Here is a 25,430-nt window from a genome sequence, read left to right on the forward strand (position 1 = left end):
GCTCATCGCGCACCCACCAGCTCACGCGACGGCAGCAGCACCGCGATCACACCGAAGATCGTCAGTGCTACGCCAATCCCCGCGGCGGCGACTGCCGGCGCCGGGACATCGGACGCGAAGAACGCCGGTACAGCGAACAGCGCCGAGGCGATCCGCAGGGTGATCAGCGGCGCCAACGCCCACCGCGTTCCCCGCCAGGCGAACCCGACCAGCACGAGGCTGACCAGCCCGACCACGGCCGCACCGACCGCGATCTCCATCGGCGGGTGCTCCCCATCGGTCAGCAGCGGCGTGAACAGATCCACCACCGACAACAGCCCGAGCACAACCAGCCCGGCCTTGTTCCTTCCAGACATCTCGCTACCCCCTCAACAGGTTCTGACCGCTCCACCGTCGCGCGCCGGCCGGTGGTTTCACTTGGGGCCGCACTCCCAGCGGTCCAGGCAGCTCCCCGGCCGATCCGGGATCGCGTTCCCGAGACGTCAGGACACCTCCGGGCGCACACTGCCGGTATGACCGCATCCAGCGCCCCGTCGAAGCGCTTGCTCGCGGGCGGTCTGGGTGCGTTCGCCGTCGCCGAGGTTGTCGCCGGACTGGCGATCGCCGCCGCGATCGGGTTGAGCTGGCCGGAACTCGTGGACGCGTTCGTGGTGACGAACGGCCTGATGGGCCTGACCTTCGGACTCTGCGGTGCAGTGATCGCCTGGCACCGCCCGTCGAACCCGATCGGCTGGCTCTTCATCGCCGACGGCATCGGCCACGCCACCACCGCCTTCGGCGGGCCGCTCGCCGTAGCTCTCCCGGACGGGAGCACGATTCAACGCCTGACCGTCACCGTCGCTCTGGCGGCGTGGCCATGGTCGATCGGCCTGTTCCTCCCGCTCGCCCTGCTCTTGTTCCCCACCGGCCATCTGCTCTCACCACGGTGGCGCTGGGCCGCGATCGGCATTATCGCCACCGCACCACTGTTCGTCCTCGAGATGGTCGGCAGCGGCGACACTTTGACCCCCGGCACGTCCAGTGGCTACCTGACCATTCCCTCGTACGACGAGCTCCAGCCCCTCTGGACAGTGACCGAGGCCCGCGACCTGGTCGCGATCCTGATCGCCGTCGTCTGCCTGCTGATCCGCTACCGCCGCGCCGACGAGATGGGTCGCCGACAACTCCTGTGGCTGGTTCTGGCCACCGTCATCGCGCTGCTCTTCGTCACCCCGTGGTCCTTCGTCGCGGGCACGCCGATCTTTGTATTGTTGACAATTCCGCTCATCCCGATCGCGGTTGCGGTCGCGATCGTGCGGTACCAGCTGCTCGACATCCGGCTCGTCGTCTCCCGCGCGCTGACCTGGGCGCTGCTGTCCTTGGTTGCCATCGGCGCCTATTCCGCCCTGGCCGCGCTCCTCGGCACGTTGATCTCGTCGCACGTCGGCCGATCCGCCGCGATCACTGTGCTCCTCGCGCTGATCCTCGCGCCGATCCTTCCCCGTCTCCAGAGCCTCGTCGACCGCGCCCTGTACGGCGACCGCCGCGACCCCGCCCGCGTCGCGTCCCGGGTCGGCGAGCAACTCTCCGCCGGAGCCCGAACCGCTGCCCGCACCGGTGCCCGCGCCGGCTCCGGTGCCGGTGCCGGCGAGCAACTGACGGCCGGCCTCCCCGGCGTGGTCGCCGCCATCCGCGCCGCTCTCCGGTTCCCGTACGTCGGTCTGATTGTCGACAACACGACTGTCGCCACGGACGGCACGCCACCGCAGACCGTCGTACCGCTGGAACTCGAGTACGGCGGCCGGGTCGTCGGAGCGCTCGAGGTCGGCTTGCGATCCGGCGAGTCCACGGTGTCGTCGACGGACCGCGACGTTCTCGCGCTGGTCGCCGTACCACTCGCCGCTGCCGTGCATGCAACCCGATTGTCGACAGAACTCCAGTCGTCGAGGGAGAAACTGGTCTCCGCGCGAGAAGAGGAGCGCCGGCGGATCCGCCGCGATCTGCACGACGGCCTCGGCCCCACGCTGACCGGCGTTGCGTTCACCGCGGACGCCGCCGCCAATCTGGTGTCGACTGATCCGGTCAAGGCGGGTGACCTCCTGGCCACCTTGCGCGCCGACACGCGCACCGCGATCGCCGACGTACGTAGGCTTGTTGACAATCTGCGACCACCCGCGCTGGACGAACTCGGCCTGGTCGGAGCTCTGCGACAGCGAGCAGACCAGTTGTCCTTCCGTGCAGACGGCGCGGCCGTTCAGGTGGAGGTTTCGGCCGACGGACTGCCGGCACTGCCCGCAGCTCTGGAGGTCGCTGCCTATCGGATCGCCACCGAAGCGCTGAACAACGTCGTCAAGCACTCGCACGCGACCATCGCCGTACTCGCTCTACGCTGCGGCCCCGACCTGGAAGTCGAAGTCACCGACAACGGCCCACCCAACGGCGCCTGGCGCCCGGGCGTAGGCCTCCAAGCCATGCACGACCGAGCCACCGAACTGGGCGGCCACGTGGAAGCCGGCCCTACTCCCACCGGCGGCAAAGTCCAAGCCCACTTCCCCTTGGAGCCCAGATGACGACGCCCGCCGACCAGCTTTCGCCTGGGGACGAGACGATCCGGGTTGTGCTTGCCGACGATCACCCGGTTGTTCGCGCTGGGCTCGCTGCCTTGCTGACGTCGTTGCCGGGCATCGAGGTGGTCGGTGTTGCCAAGACCGGACGAGAGGCGATCCGTGAGGTCATCACCACCCGGCCACACGTCGCCGTACTGGATCTGCAGATGCCCGACATCGACGGATTCGCCGCGACCCGCGAACTGGTCCGGTCCGCGCCGGAGGTCGCCGTACTCGTGTTGACAATGTTCGAGGACGACGACTCGGTGTTCGCCGCGATGCGCGCCGGCGCCCGCGGCTACCTGGTCAAAGGCGCCGAACAGGAAGAGATCGCCCGCGCGATCCGCGCAGTCGCCGCCGGCGAGGCCATCTTCGGCCCCGGCATCGCCCGCCGAGTCCTGGGCTTCTTCTCCGCCCCACCACCCACCACCGACCCGTTCCCCGAACTCACCACCCGCGAACGCGAGATCCTCGACCTGCTAGCCGCCGGCCTCTCCAACCCCGCCATCGCCACCCGCCTGGACCTCGCCCCCAAAACGGTCGCCAACAACGTCTCCGCCATCTTCACCAAACTAGGCATAGCCGACCGCTCCACCGCCATAATCCAAGCCCGCAACGCCGGCCTAGGCACAGACCACTCCTAAGCCTCTACGGGATTGCGTTCAGGTAGCGGTTGCCGATGGTTTTGAGGTGGTCGATCAAGGCTGGCGGGCCGTCGACGCGGAAGTCGATGCCGAGCATGCCGATGTAGACGGCAACGATCTCCAACGAATCAGCGCCGGTGACGAGGACGCTGGTGTTCTCGTCCACCGACTCCACAATCCCAACGGCGGCATGGATCCGGGACAGGACCTCCTGCGCGGGAGCAAGCACCGTGATCCGGGCGTGCACCTTCCACCCGGTGGACGCGACATCCCGGAGTACGAACTCGGTGTAGTCGTCACCCGGCATCGGCCGGGGGTTGTAGCGCCGACCGGTTGCCATCCGCAACGACATCCAGTCGACCCGGTACGTCCGCCATACGTCGGAATCGTCCCGCGCGACGAGGTACCAGTACCGCTGCCAGCTCACCAGACGATACGGCTCAACGAGAATCGGCAGATCGCTCCCGACCCCTGACCCTGGGCCACGAATCGGCACATCCACGGGGATCTCGTAGTCGAAACGCAGGTAATGCTCATCCCGAATGCAGGCCGCGATAGCCGTCAGCACCCCAGGATCGATCTCCGGATCCGCCACGTTGGAGCCAGTGTTGTCAGGACCCTTCTCCATCGTGCTGCTGATCGCATTCACCTGACGCCGGAGCCGATGCGGCAGCACCTGCTCCAGCTTCGTCAACGCCCGCACACTGCTGTCCGCCATTCCGACAACACCGGCGCCCGTCCGCAAGCCGACCGCGACCGCCACCGCCTCCTCGTCATCCAGCAGCAACGGCGGGAGCTTGGCACCAACGCCCAACTGATAGTGCCCAGCGGCACCTCGAGTCGCGTCGACCGGATACCCGAGCTCGCGAAGCCGTTCGATGTCGTTGCGGATCGTCCGCGTCGTCACCTCCAACCGCTCAGCCAACTCGGTGCCGGTCCAGGCCGGCCGGGCCTGCAGCAACGCCAGGAGAGACAGCAACCGCGACGAGGTTTCGAGCATGCAGAAAATCATCGCACAAACAGGAACGTAATGTTCCTATATGGATTCTACGGTGAAGCCATGACCACGAACGAGAGCATCCGGCCCTTCACCGTCGACATCGCCCAGGCTGACCTGGACGATCTGCTCGCCCGCCTCGCGCGGACGCGGCTGCCCGAGCCGGCCCCCGGCGACAGCTGGGACCTCGGCACCCCGAACCACTACCTCCGCGAGATGGTCGACCACTGGCAGCAAGGGTTCGACTGGCGCCAGCAGGAAGCGCGGATGAACGAGTTCCCGCACTACCTGACCGAGATCGATGGCCAGACCGTCCACTTCATCCACGTACCGTCGAAGGTCGAGGGCGCGACACCGCTGCTGTTGCTGCACACCTACCCGGGGTCGTTCGTCGACTTCCTCGACATGATCGGCCCGCTCACCGATCCGGTCGCGTACGGCGGCTCGGCCGACGACGCCTTCTCCGTCGTCGTACCGTCGATGCCGGGCTTCGGCTTCAGTACGCCGCTCGTCGACCGGGGCTGGACGATGGCCAGGGTCGCTCGCACGTACGACACCCTGATGCGCCGGCTCGGCTACTCGTCGTACGGCACCCATGGCTCCGACGGCGGCGCGATGATCTCCCGCGAGCTCGGCCTACTGAACCCGGAAGGCTTCCTGGGGCTGCATGTGCTGCAACTGTTCTCGTTCCCGTCCGGCGACCCGGCGGAGTTCGAGAAGTTCACCCCGGAGGACTACGCGGCGCTCGAGCACCTGAAGTGGTTCCAGTCGGTCGGCGGGTACAACGCGATCAACGCGACCCGGCCGCAGACCGTTGCCGTCGGCATCTCCGACTCACCGGTCGGCCAGCTCGCCTGGAACGAACTCTTCAACAACTTCGGCGACGGCACCAGCCTGGTCTCCCGCGACCAGATCCTGACCGAGGTCTCCCTGTACTGGTTCACCAACACGTCCGCCGCAGCCGGCCGCTACCACTACGAAGAGGCCCACGCCGGCACCGAGCCTCAGCTCAACCACGCCCCCACCGGCGTCGCGGTCTTCACCGACGACTTCAAGACCATCCGTGCACTCGCCGAGCGCGACAACACCAACATCGTCCACTGGTCCAACTTCAGCAAAGGCGGCCACTACGCCTCCCTCGAGTGCCCCGACGACGTCACCAACGACCTCCGCACCTTCTTCCGCAACCTGTAACCAGTCGTCGTGCCAAAAGGGGAGCCCGGAGTGCTCACGCACTCCGGGCTCCTTTGGGCTCCACCCTTCTGGAGGGAGGTCCGGGCAGAGCTTCCTTCACGGGCCCGCAACCGGCGAGGACCACTGAACCCGAACCACTACCCCCACCAACGTCATCCCCGAACCCCGTCTTCGACGCTACGCCGCACCACCCACCCCGACAACGACTCACTCCTGTCGCCGGGACGTTCAAACGCTCGCTCTGCTAATGCCTGGTGAGAAACGCTGCAAGTTCCCGCTCTCGGTCCTCGTACGTTGGCCGGTCCACCTCGATCGAATCGCCTTCCAGCGTCAGGGTCACCGTTCCCGGATTCTTCCGCCGCCGAATCCAGTCCCCCAGTACTGCGACCACGGTCTCCTCCGCGCCCGCGCCCATCAACGCGACCGCGATCGCCACCTTTCCGTCTGACGGCTCAACAACATCCTGTGTGGGCAGTTCCTCCCCCGCGAACTCCTTCCGCAACTGTTGGAGGGACTTCACACACTTCTTCTCGTCCACCCCGTGCCCGGCTGTCGCCCGCACCTCGACCCAGCGCCCTTCGCCCATCCCAGCTCCTCCAACGGTTGCGTCCGGCCCCATTCCGCGGCCTGTGGATAACTCCGGCGTCGCGTGCTTCCCGACTCCTATCCTGATCAAGACGTCCCCTAACCGGAAGGATTTCAATGCCTTTCAACGAAGCGCCGCACATCCTCCCCGACGGAGCCCACGTCTGGGTGCAGCCCACCGCCGAGGCGTCGACGTACCTCCCAGACCTGCTCAGCCTGTTCCGCGCCGGCAGCACGGAGCCCTTCGTCTTCGGCGACGAAGGCGAGCCCGAGGCAGCCATCATCCCCGTCGAAGTCTGGCGCGCCCTGGTAGCCGCAGCCACCGACGAAGACGGCTACGACCTCAGCCACCTTCTCGTCCAGGCTCGCCCCGAGCTCTACTGAGGCGTCAGCCGAACGCCCGCGCCGCCCGGTGGAACCGATCGCCGACGGCACGAACCGCCTCGGCCAACTCCGGCGCATCCAGTACTTCGAAGTCCGCGTCCAGCAGCCCCAACCACAACGCCAACTGATGCGGATCGTCCGACCCCAACTCGACGATGCACGTGTTGTCGTCAACCACCTCAGGCTCGATCGGGATCGGCATCCGATTCTGCACGTACAGACTCGACGCCTCCACCCGGATCCGGGCCCGGTAATGCCACGACGCCTCGCCCACAGAGCGCCGTACGAACTCCTCGACGTCGACCTCGTCCAACTCCCGCGGCACAAACCTCGCGCCATTTGGCGACCGGACTGTCATCCGATCCACCCGGAACGTCCGCCACGCGTCCCGCCCGTTGTCCCAAGCAACCAAATACCACAGCCTCCCCCAAGCCACCAACCGATGCGGCTCCACCACCCGAGGCGGCTGTACGTCGTCCTGCTCGGCCTCATCACCACGCGGCGCCTCACTCCACACCCCACCACCCGACCCGCCGGCATAGTCGAACCGCAGACGTTCCCGATCCCGAATCGCCGACGCAATCGCGGTCAACACCTCAGCATCAACCCGCGGCCCACCCCCACCCACAGCAACCGTCGCCCCCGCCACCGCCCGCACCCGATGGCGCAACCGCGACGGCAACACCTGCTCCAACTTCACCAACGCCCGTACCGACGTCTCCTCAATCCCCGCCACACCCCCAGCCGCCGCGGTCCGCAACCCCACCGCAACAGCCACCGCCTCCTCGTCATCCAACAACAACGGCGGCAACTCCCCACCAGCCCCCAACCGATACCCACCCGCCACCCCCGGCCGCCCCTCAACCGGATACCCCACAACCCGCAGCCGCTCGACGTCCGTCCGCAAAGTCCGCGTAGAAACCCCCAACCGCCCCGCCAACTCACCCCCCGCCCAATCCCGCCGAACCTGCAACAACGAAAGCAACCGCAACAACCGAGCCGACGTCTCCAACATCCACCCAGCATCCCACCAATCGCGGAACAGAACCTTCCGCGATTGCCTTCTACCTCACTCGGTGAAGCGAAGCTCTGAGATCTCCGTCAGGTCGATCCCGTACCGCCCGTACACCTTGAGGGTGTTCTCCCCCGTGAGCTCGTCCTCGGAGAAGCCCAACAAGGCCCCAACCCCCAGAACGTGCTCCCGAGACTGCCCCTCGATCTCGAGGTACGGCGGGATCCGCGGCCACCAGTCGATCTCCAACTGGGCACCTTCGAGCTCGAAGCTCATCCGCCGATTCTCCTGGTACGACTTCGCCTCGAACCCGATCCGTCCCAACAACTCGTTCGTCGCCTCGAAGTCACCAACCTCGACCTCGGTCTCAGTCGTCCCGTCGATCCCGTCGTGCGCGATCTCCTTCACGGTCAACGTCACCGCCGTACCGCTGTCCCGCAACCGAATCCACCGCGAGTCGTCCCCCGCCGCGATGTCATAGACGTACCGCCGCATCAGCCGATCCCCCACCCGCCGCCCACCCAGCCGAAGAATCCTCTCCGCGAGCGCATCCGGCTCGACATCCAGCACCTTGGCCTCGAATTCGATGGGCATGCGGGCTATCCCTCTCTACCGGTGGAGTGGCTTAGCAAGGTCATGCCTTCTCGGGCGCCTGCCCACGGACATCGTCGGGTGGAAACCTCGACGCCGAGCCGCTCAACTTCCGCATGGCGGCGTCCCCCAGATCGATCTCGAGTACGTCGGCCAATCTCACCAAGTACAGGAGTACGTCGGCCATCTCCTCACCAACTCGACTCCGAAGTGGCTCGTCCTGCACGCGCGCAGCCGCCGAATCCGCCGGCAACCACTGAAACAGCTCAGCAAGCTCACCCACCTCACCGACCAGTGCAAGAATCAGCGACTTCGGATCATGAAACTGAGCCCAGTCCCGCTCCTCGGTGAAGGCCCGCATACGGTCTCGCAACTCGATCAGATCAGACACCCCGCGAGCATGCCACGGATCTCCCACCGCCCGCGCAGTGGATCGAGTCGTCAATGCGGACCTCGACGCCCTCCACCAACTTGTCAACAGCTGATTCGGTAGGATGGCAACTATCTGACCGTCACGTACCTCAACGTCCAGCGGGATGTCGGATGCATCTGGCAAGCTCCTCCGGGAGGGGTGGTGGGCAGATGGAGCCAGGGATTTACGACGCGCTCGTGACGAATGGGCTGCTTGAGGCGATCGGGGAGGGTGATGGGCTGGTCGCGAGGCTGCATGATGTTGATTTGGCGGATCAGCCAGAGGTTCTGGCTCGGCATGTGCGGGACGCCGTACTACGGGTGCTTGGGAACACTCGCGATGAGGGCAAGCGTGTTGCGGTGGTCAACGACCTGTTGCAGCGCCTTGCCGTAAATGGCGAGGAGCTACCCGACGGACAGCTTCGGCAACTGCATTCGCTGCATCCGCCGGTCCGGCCTGGCGCCACCACCTATAGCGAGGCCCGGCCGACCACTCCGCTCTCCGATGCCGCCCTGCTCACCAACGCACACGGTGAGCCTTCGCTAGGTCCGGAGTTGCGAGCCGAGATCGACACCTCGGACGAGGTGGACCTGATCTGTGCGTTCGTGAAGTGGTACGGCCTTCGCCTGCTCGAGCCTGAGCTCCAACGTCTCCGGCTCCGTGGCGCGCCCTTTCGCGTCATCACCACCACCTATCTCGGGGCAACGGATCGCACTGCGCTTGACCGACTCGTCAACGAGTTCGGCGCCGAGGTCAAGATCCAGTACGACGTACTTCGCACTCGGCTGCACGCCAAAGCGTGGCTGTTCCGCCGAAACACTGGCTTCGACACGGCGTACGTCGGATCGTCCAATCTCTCGCGAGCCGCGTTGCTCGACGGCGTCGAGTGGAACGTCCGTCTTTCGCGGATCGCGACACCGAGCTTGCTCGACAAGTTCGAGGCAACTTTCGACACCTACTGGCACGACGCAACTTTTGAGAAGTACGACCCAGAGCACGACCGTGATCGCCTTGACGATGCACTGGCCGAGGCAGGCAATCGCAAGTCCTCGGACCGAGTCACGATCTCGCTCGCCGGCCTTGAGGTAAGACCGCGGCCGTACCAAGCCGAGATGCTCGAGGAGATCGAGGTCGAACGCGAGGTTCATGACCGCCATCGCAATCTGGTCGTCGCGGCAACCGGCACCGGTAAGACGGTGATCGCCGCGCTCGACTATCGCCGCCTTCGCGAGGCCGCGCTGAAGCGTGGCGAGCCGGCGCCGTCACTCCTGTTCGTCGCCCACCGTCGAGAGATCCTGCAGCAGTCGCTCCGCACGTACCGCGAGGTCCTCGCCGACGCCACCTTCGGCGAGGAGTACTACTCGGGAGCACGCCCCGAACGGTGGCGACACGTCTTTGCCTCCGTTCAGGCGCTCACTTCGTACGACGTCACGACGATGCCCGCGGAGACCTTTGATGTTGTCGTCGTTGACGAGTTCCATCACGCAGCCGCACCGACCTATCGCCGACTACTGGATCATCTTCAGCCACGTGAGCTGCTCGGGCTGACGGCTACGCCCGAACGCACCGACGGCTTTAACCTGCTGAGCTTCTTCGGTGGACGAACGGCGGTCGAGCTTCGGCTGTGGGACGCGCTATCTGCGGATCTCCTGTGTCCCTTCCATTACTTCGGGATCTCCGACAACACCGACCTCGCTGACCTGCAATGGAAGCGAGGCAGGTACGACGAGCGGCAACTCGAGAACCTGTACACGGGCAACGACAGACGTGCGGCCATCGTCCTCAACCAGGTTCGTGACAAGCTCACAGACCTGCGCACCATGAGAGCGCTCGGCTTCTGCGTTTCGGTCGCCCATGCCGAGTACATGGCGGATGTCTTCAGCAAGGCGGGCATCCCTGCACGCGCCGTGTCCGGCCAGACTCTGACCGCCGACCGGGATCAGGCGCTGCGAGACCTCAAGGACCTCCGGGTCAACGCCCTGTTTGCCGCGGACCTCTTCAACGAAGGTCTTGATCTCCCAGAGGTCAATACTGTCCTATTCCTTCGCCCGACCGAAAGCCCGACTGTCTTTCTCCAGCAGCTCGGCCGAGGTCTGCGCCAATCCGAAGCCAAGCCGGTTCTCACGGCCCTCGACTTTGTCGGTCACCAACGCAAAGAGTTCCGCTTCGACCTACGCTTCCGCGCACTGACTGGCGAAACCCGAAAAGGGCTAGAACGTCAGGTTGAGCAAGGCTTCCCGTTTCTGCCGACTGGCTGCCAGATTGTGCTCGACAAGGTCGCACAAGAGGTGGTCCTGTCGAACCTTCGCAGCCAGATCGCCGGCCGCTGGCAGGACATGGTCAAGGAGCTCAGGGCTCACGGCGAGCAGACCCTGCCGACCTTCCTCCAGGAGTCCGGTACGGAGCTCAGCGACGTACTGCGCCCCGGCCGCAGCTGGACGAACCTGCGCCGCGACGCCGGACTCCACACGCGCTCCGGATCGAGCCTGGAGAAAGCTCTTCTCCGACGCGTACGCGCACTGGCCCACGTCGACGACCCTGACCGAGCCCGCGTCTACCGACGACTCTTGCAGGACGACGGACCGACGTACGACGAACTGGACCCAGCCCACAGTGCGTTCGCCCGCATGTTGTTCTTCTCGCTCTGGCCCGACGGCGGCGGATTCGCGTCGTACGCGGAAGGCATTGACGCACTGCGCCAGGAGAATGCCCTGCGCGACGAGTTGCTGGAGATCACCGACTTCGCCATGGATCACGCCCGGCATCGCGCCTTCCAGCTCAGCGGTCGACTCGGCGACCTGCCCCTTCGCGTGCATGCGCGGTACCAGCGGGAGGAGATCTTGGCCGCCCTCGACTACGCAAACCTGCAGCGCAAGCCGAGTACGTTCCAATCCGGGGTGCTCTACTCACACGAGCGGAACCTCGACGCGTTCCTCGTCACCCTGACCAAGTCCGAGGCGGACTACTCCCCCACGACGATGTACCAGGACTACGCGATCAGCCCAACGCTGTTCCACTGGGAGTCCCAAAGCAACACCGCGGTCGACTCGCAAACTGGCCAGCGGTACCTGAATCACCGCGAGCGCGGCAGTGACATCCTCATCTTCGCCCGCCAACACAAACGCACCGACGGAGCCACCGACCCCTACCTCTTCCTCGGCCCAGCGACGTACACCACTCACACCGGCGAGCGACCAATAGCGATCACCTGGCAACTAACCCACCCCATGCCCACCGAGGTCTTCCAAGCTGCTTCCGTGGTTGCATGATCCTGATCTTCGCGAGCACTGCAACTGAGGCGCTCCCAGACGTGCGTCAGCGGTCACGCCAGGCACGCAGGCTAACTCCGCGCTGTCCTCAGCGGGTTAGGTCGGCGGTGAATTGGTAGGCGTCGCCTCTGTAGTGGTTGGTGCCTGAGAGGAGGGGGGTGGTGGTGTCTTGGGCGAAGGCTATTTCGGTGGCTACGAGGATGGCTCCGCCGGTGGGGAGGTTGAGGAGGGTGGCGAGGGTGGCGTCGGCGTTTTGGGCCTGGACTGTGTAGCGGGAGTAGGAGAACTCGATGCCGTGGGTGGAGAAGAGTTCGTAGAGGGATGCGTTGGTCAGGTCGGCGGTGGGTAGCCAGGGGGCGATGGCTATGGGGATGACGAGGTCCTCGACGGTGACGGGGCGGCCGTCCATGCCGCGGAGGCGGCGGATGGATACGACGGGGGCGGTGGGGGCCAGGTGGAGACGGTGGGCCTCGTCGAGGGTGGCTGGTCGTTCGCGGTGGTCGAGGATTTCCGAGCTGGGGCGGAAGCCCAGTTCGTGAGCCATCTCCGTGAAGGACTGGAGCCGGCTCGGGGGCTCACGCAGTACGAGATCGCGTACGTACCAGCCTCGTTGGGGTGACGGGACGATCAGGCCCTCGTCGGAGGCGGCTTGGAAGCCGGCCCGGACGGTCATGCGGCTGAGGCCGGTCTCGATCGCGAACTGCCGTTCGCTCGGCAGTCGGCTGCCGCTCGGGTAGCGCCCGCGCACTATCCCGTCTTGGATCCGTTTCTTGACCCGTTCGACCGCGGGCTCTGCTGCTGTCACGGCCGTCACTATACCAGTTTCAGGCCTGACTCCGCTCGCATTCAGCAACTGGTTGGGACTGGCATAACTGGTTTCAGAGTCGTAGGGTGGCCGGAAGTCACGGGAACGGACGAAGGAGTCACGATGGTCACCAGGCGGACCGTGTTGAAGTCGGGAGCCGCACTCGGCCTGTTCACGCTGGCTGGTTGCGCGCCGCAGGGCACCAAGGCGAGCAGCGCGCCCTCCACGCCTGCCAAGTCGATCGATGTCGCCAAGGCCGGCACGGTGACGCTGTCGATGCTGGACTTCTGGGGCGGTGATTCCGCCAAGTGGGTGGGCAACGCGGTGAAGGCGTACCAGCAGAAGTACCCGAACGTGACGATCAAGCGCACGTCCGTCGACTGGGGTCAGCTGACCCAGACGGCCAACCTGCGGTTGAAGGAGAAGAACCCGCCGGACATCATCACGGTCAACAACGGGTGGCAGTCCCTGGGCACGCTCTCGAAGGCCGGGCTCGTCCTCAACCTGGACGGCTACTCGAAGTCGTTCGGCTGGGACAGATTTCCGAGCACGATCCTGCGTCAGACCCAGTTCACAGCTGACGGCACGGAGATGGGCTCGGGATCGTTGTTCGCCACGCCGGTCGCCAGCTCGTCGCTGATCGGCCTCTACTACAACAAGGCAGTCCTGGAGCGCGTGGGTGCCACGGTGCCCACCGACCTGGCGTCGTTCGAGGACGCCTGCACGAAGGCCAAGGCCGCGGGCGTTGTGCCGATCGGCTACGGGTCCCAGGACAAGGGGTCGTCGACGGCGATCCTCCTGGCCCTGCAGGACTTGTTCGGCGATCAGAAGAAGATCAACGACTTCGTCTACTCGACCGGTTCGGTGAAGGCCGACGAGATCGGCCTGAAGGACGCGGCTGAGCGGCTGAAGTCGTACCAGGACAAGGGCTGGCTCACGCCGAACCATGCCGGCATCCAGTTCGCCGACGCCGGCGATGCCTTCCTCAAGGGGAAGTCCGCGTTCCGCTTCGAGTACACCGGGACCTTGGCCTTCCAGGGCGCCCAGAAGCAGGAGTACGGCTACGTGCAGCTCCCGCAGGTCACGGGCGGGAAGGTCGTCGGTACGGGCGCGTCCACCGCTGTCGCGCTCGGCTCGAAGTGCAAGAACCCGGATGTCGCCGCCTCGTTCCTCGACTTCCTCGCCGGCCCGCAGACCGCGCAGTACGTCGTCGAGAACGGTTTCCTGCCGCTCCTGAACGACGTCAAGGCGCCGGCGGACAACCCCGAGTTCGGTACGGAGATCACCGGTCAGCGGTCGCTGGACAAGGACAACGGGTACGTTCCGTACTTCGACTGGTCCACACCCTCGATGCTCGACACCCTCGGTGGACAGGTCCAGCAGTTGCTGGCCGGCCGGAGTACACCCGACGCACTGGTGAAGGCGGTTCAGGCCGACTACGACAAGTTCCAGACCGCCCGATGACTGTTCAGACTTCGCGTCTGAGCGTCCGGGCCAGGCCAAGGACGCGAGCCGTCTCGAGACAGACCCGCAAACGGCGCTGGATCGGGCTGCTCTTTTTGTCCCCCGCCCTCCTGCTGTACGGCGCGATCGTCCTCGTGCCGTTGATCCAGACGGTGAACTACTCCTTCTACAAGTGGGACGGAGTCAGCGAGCCGACCTGGATGGGACTGCAGAACTACCTGGAGTTCGGACGCGACCCGCGGATGTACGCCGCCTTCGGGCACGTGCTGGTGCTCATCGTCATGTTCGGTCTGATCCCGCTCGGCCTCGGGCTGATCAGTGCCGCCCTGCTCAGCCGGGCGAAGATCCGCGGCGAGGGCATCTACCGCTGGTTCCTCTTTCTCCCGCAGGTGTTGACGAGTGTCGTCGTGGCGATCATCTGGAAGCGCATCTACGCGCCCGATGGCCCACTGAACACGGTGTTGCGCTGGGTCGGACTGGGTCAGCTCACCCGCAACTGGCTGGGCGATTTCACCTGGGCCCTTCCGTCGCTCGGCATGATCGGGGTCTGGGGCGGCTTCGGATTCACCATGGTGCTGTTCCTGGCCGGCATCCTCGCCATTCCGGACGAGCTCTACGAGGCCGCACGGTTGGACGGATCGACACGGTGGCAGGAGTTCTGGCTCATCACGCTCCCCAGCCTCCGCGGACAAATGGCCATCGCACTGACCCTGACCATCACGGGTGCGCTGCGGACCTTCGACATGGTCTACATCACGACCCAGGGCGGCCCCGGGGACGCGACGACCACCCCTGCGCTGCTCCTGTACCAGTTGGCGTTCGTCAATCCCGATGTGGGTAAGGCGTCCGCCACTGGCGTCGTACTCGCCCTTCTGTGCCTTGGGATCGCGGTCGGCATCACGCGGATGATGGAGAACAAGGACCGATGATCTCCAGGTACGAGCGTCTCTCGAACTACGTGATCGTCATCGTGCTGACCGTCGCGGTGCTCTTCCCCGTCGCCTGGTTCGTGCTGACCTCCGTCAGCCCCAACACTTCTGGTGCACTTGACCTGTCCAGGATCTCGCTGAGCAACTTCAGCGCGGCCTGGCGGGACGGGAACCTCGCGCACTCCATGTACGCGTCGCTGGTCATCACGGTGTCGGCTGTGATCGGGCAGACCCTGCTCGCGATCCTTTCCGGCTACGCGTTCGGCGTCCTCGGGGTTGTCGGCGAGCGGTTCCTGTTCCCGGTCATTCTGCTGGGGATGATGGTCTCGACCGAGGTGATCGTGATCCCGCTGTACTACGAGTTCCAGCGCCTCGGCCTGACCAACTCCTGGCTGGGGCTGGTCATCATCCAGCTCGGGATGGGTGTCCCGTTCGGGACCTACTGGATGCGGGCCACCTTCAGGGCGCTGCCTCGCTCGGTGATGGACTCCGCGGCCGTCGACGGCGCGGGCGTGTGGAGCACCTTGTGGCGGATCCTCGTCCCGATGGCTCGTCCCGCGGTTCTCACCCTGGTGATCTTGTCGTTCATGTGGACGTGGAACGACTTCTTCCTGTCGCTGATCTTCCTCGGCGACCCCGAGAAGCAGACCGCGACCGTTGCCCTGGGCGCCTTTCAGGGCCGACACGTCCTGCAGGTGAACCTGATGGCGGCCGGCTCACTGATCGTCTCGTTGCCGGTCGTGGCTCTGTACCTGTTCTTCCAGCGTGAGTTCATCAGCGGCGTCATGGCCGGCGCGGTCAAGGAGTGACGTGGCGACACCTATCACCGTGATGCCCTCTGCCGCCGAGATCGGCGAGGTCGTCGCGCAGCAGATTCTCGACGGCCTCGCTGCGACGGATCGCTACGTCGTCGGCTTTCCTGCCGGTCGCAGTGCGACTCCGGTGGCTGCTGCCTTGGATCGGCTCGCGCATCATGGCGGAGTCCGTGTCGACAATCTGCGGATCGTGATGATGGACGAGTACGTCACCGGACAATCCGGAGAGTGGAAGCTCCTCTCCCCGCTCACACCGCACAGCTGCATCGGATGGGCCCGGCGGAATCTCCTGGAGCCTCTCGGCGACCTTGGCCTGCGATCGACCAGTCTCATCGCCCCCGACCCCAACGAGCCCGCTGCCTTCGAGAAGGAACTCATCGATGGAGGTGGCATCGACGTGTTCCTGCTGGCCAGCGGCCAGGGTGACGGTCACGTCGCGCTGAACGGACCGGGTACGCCGCGGAACGCACCCACCCGCGTCGTCGAGTTGCCGGAGTCGACCCGCAGGGACAACGTGTCCACCTTCCCGAGTCTGCGGTCGCTCGACGACGTCCCGGCGTACGGCGTCACGATCGGTACGGCGGAACTCGCGGCGCTCTCGCGGTCGGTGGTGATGCTCCTGTGGGGACCGAACAAGGCGTACGCCTTCGAGCGCATCCGCCGGGCCGACAGCTACGAGCCGGAGTGGCCGGCGACCATCGTGCACGACTGCCACAACGCCCGCATCTACGCAGATGAACAAGCCGCACAGTCAGAACGAGAAGGGGTCTCATAGGACATGGCTCGAATCAAGATGGCCTACATCGGCGGAGGATCCTCCAGAGCGGCCGGCACCATAGCCTCGTTCTTGTGGCACGGGCCGGAGTTCGCGGGATCCGAGGTCGTGCTGATCGACAAGGACCCGGAGCGTCTGGAGACCGTCCTCAGGATTGCCGAGAAACTCGCGGCAGAAGGCGGTGACGGGATCACCGTCACGGCGACCACTGACCAGCGCGCTGGACTGGCCGATGTCGACGCGGTGCTGACCAGCTACCGTCCCGGGAACTTCGCCGCCCGCGCGCTCGACGAACGCATTCCGATCAAGCACGGCGTCATCGGTCAGGAGACGCAGGGCCCTGGTGGGTTCTTCATGGCGCTGCGCTCCATCAACGACATGCGCACCATCACCGATGACCTGCAGGCAGTTGCCCCGGACGCGGTGATCTTCAACTACACCAACCCGGTCAACATCGTCTCCCAGGCAGTTGCCGACCACACGCCCGTACCTATCTACTCGATGTGCGAGGGGCCGATCGTGTTCCCGCCCGTCGTCCTCAGGGCCGCCGGACTCGACCCCGAGCGAGCCAAGGTCACCATGGCCGGCGTGAACCACAACTGCTGGAGCTACGAGCACCTGTACGACGGGGAAGACGTCATGCCGCTGCTCGACGCAGCGTGGGAACGGCGCAAGGACGACCCGACCCTCGATGCGAACTCCAAGCGGGCACTGCACCTGGCCGTGGTCATGCGGTCCATTCCGTCGGACTACTTCAACTACTACTACTTCCGGAACGAGGTGTTCAGGGATCAGCAGGCCGCGCCGCGGACCCGGTCGGAAGTGATCATGGATGCGGTTCCGGGGTACTGGGATCACTACCGCGAACAGGCTGAGTCCAGCCATCCCCACCTCGATCCCGCGCGGTCCCGCGGCGGGATCCACGAACTCGAACTGGCCATCGACGTGATGAGTGCCTACTACAACGACACGGGTGCGCGTCTACCCGTCAACCTTCCGAATGTCGACAATGCACTGCCGGGCTTCGACGCGGAGACCGTCGTCGAGGTCTACTGCACTGTGGACCGGAAGGGTTGCCACATCGAGCCGCAGCAGCCGCTGCCACTCGCCGTCCGCGGCATCACGCGTCAACTCGCCGACTACCAGATGCTGGCCGCCAAGGCTGCTTGGGAAGGCACCCGGGCCGATGCGATCCGGGTGCTGGTCGCGAACCCGCTGGTGCCCGACCTGTCCATCGCCGAGAACCTGTACGACGAGATGGCCGCGGCGCATGCGGCGTACCTGCCGGAAAGACTTCTTCAGTGAAGGACGTCTTTCTCGCTGTCGACGCCGGGAACACCAAGACCTGGGCGGGGTTGACGACGGCCGATGGTGACCTCGTCGGCCTGGCCCGTGGCGGCGTCGGCGACATCTACGCGCCGGCCGGGGCTGAGGCGGCGAAGGCTGTCGTCCTTGGCCTGGTCGGCGACGTACTCGAGTCGGCGGGACTCCGGGCATCCGACATCAAGCACGCGGCGTTCCGCTTGGCGGGTGTCGATTGGCCGGGTGACGCACGATTCTGGAGTGCGACTCTAGAGCCACGCTTTAGTGACCTCAGCATCAAGAACGACGGGTTCGCCCTGATCCGGTGCGGGCGGCTCGATGGGCAGGGGATCTCCGTCGTACTGGGTACTGGGGCCGCGCTGGCGGGCAGAGGTCCGGCGAAGGAGTGGGCACTGTCGTGGTGGCTGCAGCATCCGCTCGGCGGGGCAGGCCTGGTCGGCGAGGCGTTGCGAGCTGTGTATCTGTCGGAGCTCGGGCTGGGCGAGTCGACGAAGCTCACCGCCGTACTGCCTGCGTTGTTCGGTGCGTCGACGCCGGAGGAGATGCTCGAGCTGACCACCAAGCGGGAGAACACGTTCAACTTCGCGACGTTGGCGGCGCATGCTCCGTCGGTCTTGGCGCTGATCGACGACGATCCTGTGGTGGCTGGGCTGGTGGATACGCAGGCATCGCGCCTCGCCGACTACATCGTCAGCCTGGCGGGCAACTGTGGATTCACTGAGCCCGTGACCGTCGTTGCCGGCGGCGGCCTCCTGCGGGAGCCGGGTGCGCCGGTGTTCGCGGCGCTCCGTCGTACGTGCGAGAGTCGGGAACTCAACCTCGACCTTCAGCACACTCAGGACCCCGCGCTCGTGGGCGCACTTCTGGACGCGTTGGCTGAAGGTGGGGCTCAGCCGACCGACGGGGTGCGGAGCAGGTTGTCGGAGGCGGCGCGCGCCCACGGGTGACTCAGAAGCTCTGGTGATGGGACTGAGCTGATTCTCTTGTTGGAAGTCTTAGCGGGCGCGCGGGAGGGTGGAGGTATGGACTTTACTCAGCTTGGACGTACGGGACTGAACGTCAGTCGAATCGTGTTGGGGACCATGAACTTCGGGCCTCACACCGAGGTGGCGGATGCGCACGCGATCATGGACGCGGCGCACGAGAAGGGGATCAACTTCTTCGACACCGCCAACGGGTACGGGCGGGCGATCTACCCGGGGCGGACCGAAGAGATCATCGGTGAGTGGTTCGCCAAGGACCCGGGGAACCGGCACAAGACGGTGCTGGCGACCAAGGTCTACGGAGACATGGGCGACGGGTGGCCCAACGAGGGAAAGCTGTCGGCGCTGAACATCCGGCGGGCGCTGGACGCGTCGCTGAAGCGACTGCAGACCGACTACGTGGATCTGTACCAGTTCCACCACGTGGACCGGAACACGCCGTGGGACGAGATCTGGCAGGCGATCGAGGTCGCCATCCAGCAGGGCAAGATCCTGTACGCCGGATCCTCCAACTTCGCGGGATGGCACATCGCGCAGGCTCAGGAAGCGGCGGCGCGGCGCAACTACGTCGGCCTGGTCAGTGAGCAGTCGATCTACAACCTGCTCGTGCGTGACGTCGAGCGCGAGGTGCTGCCGGCGGCGCAGGAGTACGGCCTCGGCGTGATCCCGTGGTCGCCGCTGCAGGGCGGCCTGCTCGGCGGCGTCATCCGCAAGGAGAACGAGGGCGTACGTCGCCTCGAGGGTCGCGCCAAGGAGACCCTGGAGAGGCTGCGGCCGCAGATCGAGCAGTACGAGGCCTTCGCCGACGAGCTCGGCCACGAGCCGGGCGAGGTCGCACTCGCCTGGCTGCTGCACCAGCCCGCCGTCACCGGCCCGATCGTCGGACCGCGCACGATGGGGCAGCTCGAGTCCGCCGTACGCGCCGTCGACGTCAAACTCGACGAGAAGGCGCTGGCCCGCCTCGACGAGATCTTCCCGGGCTACAAAACCGCCCCCGAAGACTACGCCTGGTAACACCCCGCACCCGGGCTGCCTCTCGCGGGCAGACCCACGAACCAGTCGGCCGCCGTACCCCAGGGTGCGGCGGCCGTCCGCGGACGAGATCTGATGGGTTGACCCAGCGGATTGTGGGTTCACCCACGGCAGGCGACTGGCCAACCCACAGTCTCGTGGGTCAGCCCACCAGCCGGGAGCCCTCTCGTGGGTCAGCCCACCAGCCAGGAGCCCTCTCGTGGGTCAGCCCACCAGCCAGGAGCCCTCTCGTGGGTCAGCCCACCAGCCAGGAGCCCTCTCGTGGGTCAGCCCACCAGCGGGAGCCCTCTCGTGGGTCAGCCCACCAGCCAGGAGCCCTCTCGTGGGTCAGCCCACCAGCGGGGAGCCGGGGTGGCGCGGAGGCGGGTCGGGCGGTGCGGCGGCCGGTCTTAATGGTGGACGGCTGTGGTGGGGAGCATGCCTATGAGGGCGTCGGCGGCCAGGGAGGCGGCGGGGCTGGTGGGCATGGCTACTGAGACTTGCCAGTCGGAGGCGCTGCCGGGGGTGAGGGGCACGGTGATGTGGTCGCCTCGTTTGGCGGCGATGCGTTCGGGGACCAGGGCTACCCCGAGGTTGTGGGCGACCAGGGCGAGGAGGGTGTGTACGTCGTTCACCTCGATGGTCACGGGGTGCGCGACGCCGGCGCCGGCGAAGGCGCGATCGGAGATGGCGCGGGCTCCCCAGGTCGGGTCGAAGTCGACGAACGACTCCCCCACCAGATCGTCCAGGGACACCGCGGTCGCCGGAGCCAGGCGGTGGTCGGGGGCGCAGACGAGGACCATCGACTCGGTCGACAGCGGGCGGAGGTCGAGGCCGTCGACCGGGTCGCCGGCGGTGGCGACGAACGCGATGTCGAGCCGGCCGGAGGCGAGTTCGTCGAGCATCGGGGTGGAGCCGCCCTGGCGGACCTCGATCTCGACGCCCGGGTATGCGGAGCGGAACTTGGCCAGCAGCGCAGGTACGTCGACCACCCCGAGGCACTGCTCGAGCCCAACGGTCAGGTGACCGCGGAGCAGCCCCTGGACCGCTGCGACCGCGTCCTTGGCGGCCTCGGCGGCGGCGAGCGTACGGCGGCCTTCGCACAGGAGGGCACGCCCCGCCTCGGTGAGCTCGACGCTGCGGGTGTTGCGGAGGAAGAGCGGAGCGCGAAGCTCCCGCTCGAGCGCACGGATGGAGGCGGACAGGCCGGACTGCGAGATCGACATCGCCTCCGCCGCGCGGGTGAAGTGCTTCTGCTCGGCCACCGCCACGAAGTGTTCCAAGTGCCTCAGCTCCATGACTCAGAAGTCTAGTCGATCGAACCAACGCGATTCACCTGTCCCAACTCTCAGGACAGCGGGCAGGTGGGATCGAAGCGCACAGGCCGGGGTCGATAGGGTGTGCCTATGGCGGATGAGGAGTTTCGGGTTGAGGTCGTGCTCGGTAGCGAGGAGCACGGGTTGACGATGTGGGAGCGGTTCCGGGCGCACGATCTGGACGACGACGCGCGGAAGCGGCTCGGGGGGCAGGTGACGGTGACTCGCGATGGGAACCGGATGCTGCTGTACACGCACACGCTCGAGGACGCCCAGGAGGCAGAGCGGACCGCCAAGGATGTCGTTGCCCACGACAACCTCATCGCCGAGTACACGGTGACGCGGTGGAATCCGGCCGAGCAGGACTGGACCGACCCGAGCGTCCCGGTCGGCGAGCACGACGCGACCAGTGACGCCGCGAAGAACAAGGGCATGGAGGTGCCGGATCCCCGGTACGTCGTGATGCAGGCCTACAAGCCGGAGTTCCTCCGCGACCTCGGCCTGTAGACGCTACGCGGTGCCGTGGCCGAGCCAGGCGAGTAGTCGCATTTCCGGCTCGTCACGAGGACCGAGGTGGCCGCCGTCGACCGTGATCAGTTCGGCCGCGGGCAACCGCCGTACCAGCCACTGACCGTGCGCGGCGGGCACTGACGTGTCGTCGCGCGCCACCATGATCCGCGTCGGGATCTCAACGGCCGAGAGCGCGAACCCCCATTCGCCGACCAGGCTCAGAAGGTCGTCGATGTACCCCGACGATCCTTGCCGGCCGGCCTCGTACGCTGCTTCGATCCACATCGCGCGATCGCCGGCCGCGATACCAGGCATGCCCACGTCGACCCATTCGACGAACTCCCGCCAGCACGGCTGAAGCGCCGCCGCACCCTGCACAGCCAACTGCCACTCCTGCCGCTCGCCCTCCGCCATCCCGGCCGAGAAGTCGAGCCCGTCCGCCGCGAACGGCGCAAGCCCGCAAACGACGGCACACCGAACCACCCGCCCCGGCAGCAGCGCCGCAGCAGCCAAGGCACCCGGACCGCCACCGGACACCCCAGCGACCCCGAAGCGCTCGAGCTCGTAGGCGTCGGCGATCGCACGGATGTCGTCCGCCACCTGCGCGGCCCGTCGGCCCGGCAACCGTGTCGACCGCCCGTAACCCGGCCGGTCATAGGTGAACACGCGCAAACCGCGAGTCACGTACCCGTCATCGGGGTGCCGGAGGAACCGGCTGCCCGGCGTCCCGTGCAGCCAGAAGATCGACGCACCCCCGGGATCTCCCCACACGCACACCCCGAGCTTCCGACCGTCCGGAGTGATCACCGTCTGCTCGTCCATAGCGCCCCCATCCCCCTCCTCCGAGGGTAAGGCCGCCGCTACCGGGACGGCACGTACCCGGTCTCCTCACGCATCCGGGAAGCCGCGTCCCGATACACCGCTGCCTCGTCGTCTCGTCCGAGATCGGTGCAACAGTGAGCCAGCAGGACCTGCGCGTGGTACTCGCCGACGCGGTACTGCACTGCTTCGAGTTCGGCGAGGGCAGCGGCCGCGAGTTCGTGGGCTGTCGCCGTACGGCCGTCAAGATAGGTGCACTGGGCCAGGAGACAGTGGGTGTCGGCCAGCATCGTGTCGTAGCCGGACTTCATGGCGAGGGCGTCGGCCTGCTCGAAGAAGGTCCTCGCGGTGACGTGGTCGCCGGCCTCCAGATGACATTCGCCGACCACCATGCGGCTGAGCGATTCGTGGTACGCCGATCCGATGTCCAGGCTGTCCTGTACGGCGTCGGATGCGTACTGGAGTGCTTCCGAGTGCTTGCCCTGCCGGTTGTGGAGTGCCGCCATCGCAACCCGCCAGGCGATCACGTCACGGCGGTCGGCGCGCAGGGTCGCCGTCTGGAGGTCCGCGGCCGCCTTCTCGAGGTCGCCGAGCCTGCAGTAAGCGCCCGCACGGTTGACGTACGCGGCGAGCGTGTCGGGGTCGCCCTCCGCTGCCTTGATCTCGAGATATTCGGTCGTGCAGTCGATGGCATCGTGGAAGCGGCCCAGATGCTCGTGGTTCATCGACAGGTTGAGCAACGCCCTCGGCAGGAACCTGACCTCGCCCAGCCCGCGGAAGATCGCAATGCCGGCGGACAGCGCCTCCGTGGCATCGGTCAGTTGACCGCGATCGTTGTAGGCCAGCCCGAGGTTGCACAGCAGCGCTGCCTCACCCAGTTCGAAGCCGCCGGAGCGATACAGCTCGATCGCCTTCTTGACGTGCTCGACGGCGCCGCTCGCATCACCGGTGATCCGGTCCAGCACGCCGAGTGCGTGCTCGATCGCCCCCTCGCCGAGCCGGTTGCCGGCGGCGGAGACCGCGCCGAGACGCACCAGACGTCGCCAGGCGTCGATCAGGCTGTGCTCGTAGAGATACACGCGCAGGATGTCCGCGAGGAGCCAGGCGGCGTCCGGCGGTCCCAGGACCTGGGCCCGGGTGGCGACGGCCTCGATGTTGATCAGTTCGCTCTCGAGCCAGCCCGCCGCGTCGTCGACCGGACGGCGCTCGTACGACGTGACCGGCACGCGGACCGCGGTCGGGAACAACGTGTCGACCGCGCAGTCGGCCGTACCGATGTACCAGGCACACAAGGAGTTCCAGGCGCCGGCGTCCGGCTCGGCGCGTTGGCCGGCGTACTGCTTGACGAGGTCGTGCATGACGTAGCGGGCGGCGCCGACCGGCTGGAGGAGGCTGGCTGATTCCAGCCGGGCGAGGACCTCGGCGTACCCGCGGCCGATGAGCGCCTGCGCCGCACCAGAGCCGAACTCCGGGCCAGGGAAGAGCGACAGCAACCGGAAGCCGCGCTGGGTGGCGGGATCCAGGAGGTCGTACGACGTGGTGAAGGCGGTGCTGACCGCAGTGTCGTCGTCGATGGTGAGGACCGGCAGGGCGCCGGCGGCGCGCATGCGGTCGACGAGCCCCGAGACGGGTCCGCGCGACGCGACGGCACCGGCGATGCGGAGCGCGAGTGGCAGGCCGGCGCACATCGCGACGAGTTCGGCGATGTCGCTGTCGTACGGGCGACCGAGGAGCGAGGCGATCAGGGCGGCGCCGTCGTCGGGGGTCAGCGTGGCAACGCGCAGTCCGATCGCGCCGTCGAGGGCGACCAGGCTGTCCAGCGCATGACGGCTGGTGACGAGGACCGCGCTGCCGGCTGTGCCGGGGAGGAACGGGCGGACCTGCGCGGCGTCGCGGGCGTCGTCGAGGACCAGGAGGACGCGGCGGCCGGCAAGGCGGGCGCGGAGCGCTGCTGCCCGAGCATCGAGATCGTCCGGGATCGCCGAGGGATCGAGGCCGGAGGACCGCAGGAGTTCGACCAGTACGTCGTCCGGGCGGCGCGGCTGGTCCGAGGCACCCCGCAGGCGGACGAACCACAGGCCGTCGGGGAACGACGATGACAGCTGATGCGCGGACCGGACCGCGAGAGCGGTCTTGCCGACCCCGGGCGTGCCGGTGAGGACGACGATCGGCACACCGTCGGTCTGCGCGGCGAGCCACACGATCTGGTCGACGAGGTCGTCCCGGCCGACGAGAGTGCGGATGTCGAGCGGTAGATGGTTCTGCCGGACCCAGTCCCCCGTTGGCCGCGGCTCCGGCTCGAGGGTCGAGGTCAGGATCGACTGCCGGAGTTCACGCAGTTCGTCGCCCGGGTCGAGGCCGAACTGGTCCACGAGCCGGGCCGCGATCTCGTCGTACGCCGCCAGCGCCTCGGCCTGCCGTCCGCAGCGGTAGAGCGCGATCATCAGTTGCGCGCTGAACCGTTCACGCAGAGGTTCCCTGGCGCTCGATGCCCGGAGCTCGGGTAGGAGGTCGGCGTGGTCGCCCTGCGCCAACTGCGCGTCGTAGTACTGCTCGAGCGCGGTCAGCCGCTCCTCGACCAGCCCGACGGCGTAGTGGTGCTCGACCGCGAGCGGATCACCGCGCCACTGGTCCAGCGCTCGCCGGAGGTGCTCAACCGTCCGGGCCGGCTCCTCGGCGGCCTTCGCGAGATAGGAGTGGAAGGCAACGAGATCGGCGGCCTCGGCGGCCAGCAGGTACCCGCCGGGACGGGTCTGCAGGACGTCCGCGCCGACGATGGCGCGCAACCGGCGTACGTAGGTGTGGATCGAGGAGGTCGGGTTCGCGGGCAGGGTCTCGTCCGCCCACAGCCGGTCGATCAGCTCGCCGATCGGGACGACCCGATGCGGCCGCAGCAGCAAAGTGGTGAGGAGCGTGCAGAGCCGCGGCGCAGGCGTCGGGACCGGGCGACCGTCGACGACGATCTCGAGCGGACCGAGGATGCGGAACTCCATCGGCCTAGTGTGGC

At 66.8% G+C, this 25,430-nt stretch carries 23 protein-coding genes; 13 read left to right on the forward strand and 10 right to left on the reverse strand.

Annotated features, from left to right (window positions below):
* Window positions 1-2: 2 nt before the first annotated feature.
* A complete protein-coding gene (locus ACIBG5_RS35195; protein ID WP_396395843.1) occupies window positions 3-356 on the reverse strand; it encodes a hypothetical protein in 354 nt (117 codons plus the stop codon).
* A gap of 156 nt (window positions 357-512) precedes the next feature.
* Between ACIBG5_RS35195 and ACIBG5_RS35200 the strand changes: the two genes are divergently transcribed.
* Both ACIBG5_RS35200 and ACIBG5_RS35205 read left to right on the forward strand, forming a co-directional pair.
* The gene (locus tag ACIBG5_RS35200; protein ID WP_396395844.1) at window positions 513-2,549 is read left to right on the forward strand and encodes a histidine kinase; all 2,037 of its coding nucleotides are present in this window, start codon (window positions 513-515) and stop codon (window positions 2,547-2,549) included.
* Window positions 2,546-3,229: a response regulator gene (locus tag ACIBG5_RS35205; protein ID WP_396395845.1), complete on the forward strand. Its 684-nt coding sequence runs from the start codon at window positions 2,546-2,548 to the stop codon at window positions 3,227-3,229. The genes ACIBG5_RS35200 and ACIBG5_RS35205 overlap by 4 nt, the downstream gene beginning before the upstream one ends.
* A gap of 4 nt (window positions 3,230-3,233) precedes the next feature.
* On the opposite strand, the gene ACIBG5_RS35210 is transcribed toward ACIBG5_RS35205, so the two are convergent.
* Complete coding sequence (locus tag ACIBG5_RS35210) at window positions 3,234-4,229, reverse strand: helix-turn-helix transcriptional regulator (RefSeq protein ID WP_396395846.1); 996 nt, start codon at window positions 4,227-4,229, stop codon at window positions 3,234-3,236.
* Between the two features lie 60 nt (window positions 4,230-4,289).
* Between ACIBG5_RS35210 and ACIBG5_RS35215 the strand changes: the two genes are divergently transcribed.
* Window positions 4,290-5,420: an epoxide hydrolase family protein gene (locus tag ACIBG5_RS35215; protein WP_396395847.1), complete on the forward strand. Its 1,131-nt coding sequence runs from the start codon at window positions 4,290-4,292 to the stop codon at window positions 5,418-5,420.
* 244 nt (window positions 5,421-5,664) lie between these two features.
* Here the strand turns inward: ACIBG5_RS35215 and ACIBG5_RS35220 are convergent, their stop codons facing one another.
* Window positions 5,665-6,006 (reverse strand): hypothetical protein, encoded by a 342-nt coding sequence (locus tag ACIBG5_RS35220; protein WP_396395848.1) that lies wholly within the window; start codon window positions 6,004-6,006, stop codon window positions 5,665-5,667.
* A 116-nt stretch (window positions 6,007-6,122) separates the two neighbouring features.
* On the opposite strand from ACIBG5_RS35220, the gene ACIBG5_RS35225 reads away from it, so the two are divergent.
* Complete coding sequence (locus tag ACIBG5_RS35225; protein ID WP_396395849.1) at window positions 6,123-6,389, forward strand: hypothetical protein; 267 nt, start codon at window positions 6,123-6,125, stop codon at window positions 6,387-6,389.
* Window positions 6,390-6,393: 4 nt separating this feature from the next.
* Here the strand turns inward: ACIBG5_RS35225 and ACIBG5_RS35230 are convergent, their stop codons facing one another.
* From ACIBG5_RS35230 to ACIBG5_RS35240, 3 genes are read right to left on the reverse strand one after another with little or no spacing between them, the layout of a single operon-like run.
* Entirely contained in the window at window positions 6,394-7,404 is a 1,011-nt protein-coding gene (locus ACIBG5_RS35230) for a helix-turn-helix transcriptional regulator (RefSeq protein ID WP_396395850.1), read from the reverse strand.
* 54 nt (window positions 7,405-7,458) lie between these two features.
* The gene (locus ACIBG5_RS35235) at window positions 7,459-7,995 is read right to left on the reverse strand and encodes a class IV adenylate cyclase (RefSeq protein WP_396395851.1); all 537 of its coding nucleotides are present in this window, start codon (window positions 7,993-7,995) and stop codon (window positions 7,459-7,461) included.
* A 40-nt stretch (window positions 7,996-8,035) separates the two neighbouring features.
* Window positions 8,036-8,383: a nucleotide pyrophosphohydrolase gene (locus ACIBG5_RS35240; RefSeq protein WP_396395852.1), complete on the reverse strand. Its 348-nt coding sequence runs from the start codon at window positions 8,381-8,383 to the stop codon at window positions 8,036-8,038.
* A 191-nt stretch (window positions 8,384-8,574) separates the two neighbouring features.
* On the opposite strand from ACIBG5_RS35240, the gene ACIBG5_RS35245 reads away from it, so the two are divergent.
* Window positions 8,575-11,673, forward strand: coding sequence for a DUF3427 domain-containing protein (locus tag ACIBG5_RS35245; RefSeq protein WP_396395853.1), 3,099 nt, complete (start codon window positions 8,575-8,577; stop codon window positions 11,671-11,673).
* Between the two features lie 88 nt (window positions 11,674-11,761).
* Here the strand turns inward: ACIBG5_RS35245 and ACIBG5_RS35250 are convergent, their stop codons facing one another.
* Entirely contained in the window at window positions 11,762-12,478 is a 717-nt protein-coding gene (locus ACIBG5_RS35250; RefSeq protein ID WP_396395854.1) for a GntR family transcriptional regulator, read from the reverse strand.
* Window positions 12,479-12,601: 123 nt separating this feature from the next.
* On the opposite strand from ACIBG5_RS35250, the gene ACIBG5_RS35255 reads away from it, so the two are divergent.
* The 7 genes from ACIBG5_RS35255 to ACIBG5_RS35285 all read left to right on the forward strand — a co-directional run bounded on the left by ACIBG5_RS35255 (window position 12,602) and on the right by ACIBG5_RS35285 (window position 19,781).
* Entirely contained in the window at window positions 12,602-13,942 is a 1,341-nt protein-coding gene (locus ACIBG5_RS35255) for an ABC transporter substrate-binding protein (protein ID WP_396395855.1), read from the forward strand.
* A 95-nt stretch (window positions 13,943-14,037) separates the two neighbouring features.
* A complete protein-coding gene (locus ACIBG5_RS35260; RefSeq protein ID WP_396395856.1) occupies window positions 14,038-14,871 on the forward strand; it encodes a carbohydrate ABC transporter permease in 834 nt (277 codons plus the stop codon).
* Window positions 14,868-15,680 (forward strand): carbohydrate ABC transporter permease, encoded by an 813-nt coding sequence (locus ACIBG5_RS35265; RefSeq protein ID WP_396395857.1) that lies wholly within the window; start codon window positions 14,868-14,870, stop codon window positions 15,678-15,680. Before ACIBG5_RS35260 ends, ACIBG5_RS35265 begins: the two co-directional genes overlap by 4 nt.
* Window position 15,681: 1 nt before the next feature.
* Window positions 15,682-16,461 carry a 6-phosphogluconolactonase gene (locus ACIBG5_RS35270; protein ID WP_396395858.1) on the forward strand — a complete coding sequence of 260 codons (780 nt, stop codon included), beginning with the start codon at window positions 15,682-15,684 and terminating at the stop codon, window positions 16,459-16,461.
* Window positions 16,462-16,464: 3 nt separating this feature from the next.
* Window positions 16,465-17,766: a glycoside hydrolase gene (locus ACIBG5_RS35275; RefSeq protein ID WP_396395859.1), complete on the forward strand. Its 1,302-nt coding sequence runs from the start codon at window positions 16,465-16,467 to the stop codon at window positions 17,764-17,766.
* Window positions 17,763-18,731: a hypothetical protein gene (locus ACIBG5_RS35280; RefSeq protein ID WP_396395860.1), complete on the forward strand. Its 969-nt coding sequence runs from the start codon at window positions 17,763-17,765 to the stop codon at window positions 18,729-18,731. The genes ACIBG5_RS35275 and ACIBG5_RS35280 overlap by 4 nt, the downstream gene beginning before the upstream one ends.
* A 75-nt stretch (window positions 18,732-18,806) precedes the next feature.
* The gene (locus tag ACIBG5_RS35285; protein ID WP_396395861.1) at window positions 18,807-19,781 is read left to right on the forward strand and encodes an aldo/keto reductase; all 975 of its coding nucleotides are present in this window, start codon (window positions 18,807-18,809) and stop codon (window positions 19,779-19,781) included.
* A 407-nt stretch (window positions 19,782-20,188) separates the two neighbouring features.
* On the opposite strand, the gene ACIBG5_RS35290 is transcribed toward ACIBG5_RS35285, so the two are convergent.
* Window positions 20,189-21,076 (reverse strand): LysR family transcriptional regulator, encoded by an 888-nt coding sequence (locus tag ACIBG5_RS35290; protein WP_396395862.1) that lies wholly within the window; start codon window positions 21,074-21,076, stop codon window positions 20,189-20,191.
* A gap of 108 nt (window positions 21,077-21,184) precedes the next feature.
* Between ACIBG5_RS35290 and ACIBG5_RS35295 the strand changes: the two genes are divergently transcribed.
* The gene (locus tag ACIBG5_RS35295) at window positions 21,185-21,601 is read left to right on the forward strand and encodes a hypothetical protein (RefSeq protein ID WP_396395863.1); all 417 of its coding nucleotides are present in this window, start codon (window positions 21,185-21,187) and stop codon (window positions 21,599-21,601) included.
* 3 nt (window positions 21,602-21,604) lie between these two features.
* Here ACIBG5_RS35295 and ACIBG5_RS35300 read toward each other — a convergent pair whose 3' ends face one another.
* Window positions 21,605-22,426 carry an alpha/beta fold hydrolase gene (locus ACIBG5_RS35300; RefSeq protein WP_396395864.1) on the reverse strand — a complete coding sequence of 274 codons (822 nt, stop codon included), beginning with the start codon at window positions 22,424-22,426 and terminating at the stop codon, window positions 21,605-21,607.
* Between the two features lie 38 nt (window positions 22,427-22,464).
* On the reverse strand, window positions 22,465-25,416 hold the full coding sequence (locus ACIBG5_RS35305; RefSeq protein WP_396395865.1) for a BTAD domain-containing putative transcriptional regulator: 2,952 nt from the start codon (window positions 25,414-25,416) through the stop codon (window positions 22,465-22,467).
* Window positions 25,417-25,430 lie beyond the last annotated feature (14 nt).

The sequence above is a fragment of the Kribbella sp. NPDC050241 genome, assembly GCF_044459685.1.
Taxonomy (GTDB): Bacteria; Actinomycetota; Actinomycetes; order Propionibacteriales; family Kribbellaceae; genus Kribbella.

Coding starts and splice junctions, on each gene's coding strand:
- ACIBG5_RS35275 (WP_396395859.1), top strand. CDS start 16,465: ATGGCTCGAATCAAGATGGCCTACATCGGCGGAGGATCCTCCAGAGCG.
- ACIBG5_RS35295 (WP_396395863.1), top strand. CDS start 21,185: ATGGCGGATGAGGAGTTTCGGGTTGAGGTCGTGCTCGGTAGCGAGGAG.
- ACIBG5_RS35245 (WP_396395853.1), top strand. CDS start 8,575: ATGGAGCCAGGGATTTACGACGCGCTCGTGACGAATGGGCTGCTTGAG.
- ACIBG5_RS35225 (WP_396395849.1), top strand. CDS start 6,123: ATGCCTTTCAACGAAGCGCCGCACATCCTCCCCGACGGAGCCCACGTC.
- ACIBG5_RS35195 (WP_396395843.1), bottom strand. CDS start 356: ATGTCTGGAAGGAACAAGGCCGGGCTGGTTGTGCTCGGGCTGTTGTCG.
- ACIBG5_RS35235 (WP_396395851.1), bottom strand. CDS start 7,995: ATGCCCATCGAATTCGAGGCCAAGGTGCTGGATGTCGAGCCGGATGCG.
- ACIBG5_RS35290 (WP_396395862.1), bottom strand. CDS start 21,076: ATGGAGCTGAGGCACTTGGAACACTTCGTGGCGGTGGCCGAGCAGAAG.
- ACIBG5_RS35265 (WP_396395857.1), top strand. CDS start 14,868: ATGATCTCCAGGTACGAGCGTCTCTCGAACTACGTGATCGTCATCGTG.
- ACIBG5_RS35210 (WP_396395846.1), bottom strand. CDS start 4,229: ATGCTCGAAACCTCGTCGCGGTTGCTGTCTCTCCTGGCGTTGCTGCAG.
- ACIBG5_RS35200 (WP_396395844.1), top strand. CDS start 513: ATGACCGCATCCAGCGCCCCGTCGAAGCGCTTGCTCGCGGGCGGTCTG.
- ACIBG5_RS35305 (WP_396395865.1), bottom strand. CDS start 25,416: ATGGAGTTCCGCATCCTCGGTCCGCTCGAGATCGTCGTCGACGGTCGC.
- ACIBG5_RS35230 (WP_396395850.1), bottom strand. CDS start 7,404: ATGTTGGAGACGTCGGCTCGGTTGTTGCGGTTGCTTTCGTTGTTGCAG.
- ACIBG5_RS35255 (WP_396395855.1), top strand. CDS start 12,602: ATGGTCACCAGGCGGACCGTGTTGAAGTCGGGAGCCGCACTCGGCCTG.
- ACIBG5_RS35205 (WP_396395845.1), top strand. CDS start 2,546: ATGACGACGCCCGCCGACCAGCTTTCGCCTGGGGACGAGACGATCCGG.
- ACIBG5_RS35220 (WP_396395848.1), bottom strand. CDS start 6,006: ATGGGCGAAGGGCGCTGGGTCGAGGTGCGGGCGACAGCCGGGCACGGG.
- ACIBG5_RS35285 (WP_396395861.1), top strand. CDS start 18,807: ATGGACTTTACTCAGCTTGGACGTACGGGACTGAACGTCAGTCGAATC.
- ACIBG5_RS35300 (WP_396395864.1), bottom strand. CDS start 22,426: ATGGACGAGCAGACGGTGATCACTCCGGACGGTCGGAAGCTCGGGGTG.
- ACIBG5_RS35215 (WP_396395847.1), top strand. CDS start 4,290: ATGACCACGAACGAGAGCATCCGGCCCTTCACCGTCGACATCGCCCAG.